We start from the raw sequence: 2,403 nt of genomic DNA, 5'->3' as shown, positions 1-2,403 counted from the left end.
GGCGGCCGACACGAGATTCGGGTCGTCGAACGCCACCGATGTCCGGCCGAGAGTGTGAGAGAGTCGCATCCCAGAGGTGCCCTTCCGGGTTGAGGTGTTTGGAACCGTCGCAAGTCCCAATCTCTCAGCACGGCAGGGCACCTCGTCGTTACGGCACGCTCACCCGACCAACTTCATCGGTGGATCGAGGCTAAGCCCCAATTGGGCGTGGCGGACTACAGACGGGACTCCCGCTCGAGTGGACTCGGGCTCCGTGATGCCGGGGTCTGCGGGTGCGCGCGGTTCAGCCCGCCGCCGGGTGGGCGAGCACCGATGCAGACTGACACCAGTCCCACAACGCCTGGCGGCGTGCCGGGTCGAAAGTGACCGGCTCCGCGGCCCTGATCCGGCCGATCTCTACGTACGCGTCGTGCAGCGTGGCATGGTTCTCGCCGAGCGCCAGGGCGACGAGGTGCCGAGCGGTACGCGCCGGGGTCGTCGCTCCTGGAAGCAGGCTCATCGCGGGCATGATACGGCGCCAGACCCAATACTCGTAACGTTTCATCGCCCGACCCAGTCCGGTGCCGGCGACAAGGCCCGGGTCGTACACGTTCAGGCGCCGGCCACTCGAGCCGAGCCTGGCGGCCCACTCGTGAGAGAGCGTCACCAGCGACAACTTGCTCGTCGCGTACGCGCTCCCTCCGGGTTCGCGCCAGCTGGCGCCGGCGACGTTGGGGCGCTCGACGAGACCGACGTCGGGGGTAGCCAGCTGCTGCGGGGCCTGCCAGGCCGGGTCTGGCACGAGCCCGAACGATGCGCGCTTGCCTCGATGAGTGGACGAGCCGGGGAGCACGACATGAGCCGCTGGGGCCAGCAGCGGCTCGAGGCCGCGCAGGAGAGCGTATTGCGCCAACACGTTCACCGCGAAGGTCAGCTCGTGCCCCTGAGCGCTGACCTGCCGCCGGTCGGTGAGCTGAATACCTGCGTTGAGGATGAGCGAGTCGAGGAGTGCGGCGTGGTCGCGCTCGATCAGGTCTCGGACCCGGGCGGTCGCGGAATGGACAGAGGCCAGGTCGCTCAGATCCACCCGGACCCCGTGGGCTACGAGACCAGCCGCGCGGGCTCGCGCCACGGCCGCGTCCAGTCCCGGGGCATGGCGTGCCAGTAGCACGAGATGGGGTCGTCCGGAATGCCGCAGCAGGCGGTCGAGAACGGCGGCGCCGATCCCGCTGGTGGGTCCAGTCAGCAGGACGGTCGGACGGCTGGCCCGTCCCACACCTGTAGTGTCAGTTTCTGTCATAACGGCGATTGTGGGTTATGTCATGAACTGACACAAGGGGTATTGTTATGGGCTGTGCCGAGATCGCCGGAACCGACCCGAGAGCGGCTCGTGGAGGCTGCCGTCGGGCTGTTCGACATGAAGGGGTACGCGGAAACGACTGTCGATCAGATTGCCGAACGCGCTGGGGTAAGCGCACGCACGTTCTTCCGGCACTTTCCCGACAAGGAGGAGGTGCTGTTCGCCGATGACGATCGTCTGCTGCCGACCATCACCGCGGGCATCACGGCGAGCACCGACCCGGTTGATGCCCAAACCCTGATGACCGACGTGCTGGGCAAGCTGGCCGACCTCTTGGAATCCGATCGCTCGCGGCTGCAACAGCGTCAGCGGGTCATCGACTCGCAGGTCGCGCTCACGGGCCGCGAATTGGCCAAGCAGGCGCGCTGGCAAGCCAAGATCGCCGCCGCGCTCATCGAGCGAGGCTTCCAGTCGGACGCCAGTGACCTGCTAGCTGCCATTGGCTTGGCCCTGTTCCGTCGGAGCCTGCACGCCTGGCTCGCGGACGCGGCTTCAGCGAGCCTACGTCAGCGGGTCGCCACCGCCCTGCCAGGTGTGCGGGTGATCCTGGACGAGGTCAGCACATCCCAAGCCGGTGACACATCCCTTGGCCCCGGCACGCCTTCCCTCGCTGCACACGGGCAGCGCCCGCGGCCTGGCCCGTAGCGCCAGGGCGACCTCGAGTCAGTCCCGCTCGGACGATCCGGCTCCGCGGCCGCGCTTCGGGACTCGACCGTGCCCTTCAGTGAGATGTCGCCCCGAATCGAGACAGTCGGGGTTTCTGCTCCGATTGCATACCCCCTCCCCTGTGTCGCTGCAGGTCAACAGCACGCGCCTCGCGCTCCCTGCGGTGCATAACCCAAACTCCTGCATGCATTCTGCACGAGCCACGGTTCAGTCCATGTCTCCGCAGGTCAGAGGCCCGCGGACTGCACCTTCGGAAACCCGTAGTGTCAAGGGCCATCTGTTTCTGCCCAGGGGCGGTCGTGAGACCTGCCCGGTGACGGTCACGAGAACTGCCCGGTGGTGGCCATGGGATCTGCTCTACGGGTGGCCACCACTGGCTGGTTCGTGTCAGCTCAAGG

The 2,403-nt window shown here is 67.3% G+C and carries 2 protein-coding genes; one reads left to right on the top strand and one right to left on the bottom strand.

Features of this window, described 5'->3' with window-relative positions:
* Positions 1–283: 283 nt before the first annotated feature.
* Positions 284–1,279 (bottom strand): SDR family NAD(P)-dependent oxidoreductase, encoded by a 996-nt coding sequence (locus tag ABWV20_RS19210; RefSeq protein ID WP_353358077.1) that lies wholly within the window; start codon positions 1,277–1,279, stop codon positions 284–286.
* A 90-nt stretch (positions 1,280–1,369) separates the two neighbouring features.
* On the opposite strand from ABWV20_RS19210, the gene ABWV20_RS19205 reads away from it, so the two are divergent.
* Positions 1,370–1,984 carry a TetR/AcrR family transcriptional regulator gene (locus ABWV20_RS19205; RefSeq protein ID WP_353358074.1) on the top strand — a complete coding sequence of 205 codons (615 nt, stop codon included), beginning with the start codon at positions 1,370–1,372 and terminating at the stop codon, positions 1,982–1,984.
* Positions 1,985–2,403 lie beyond the last annotated feature (419 nt).

Origin of the sequence: Intrasporangium sp. DVR (assembly GCF_040365325.1) — a bacterium.
Lineage (GTDB): Bacteria > Actinomycetota > Actinomycetes > Actinomycetales > Dermatophilaceae > Intrasporangium.
Note: the sequence above shows the minus strand (reverse complement) of the source record. Positions and strands in the feature narration are given on the sequence as shown.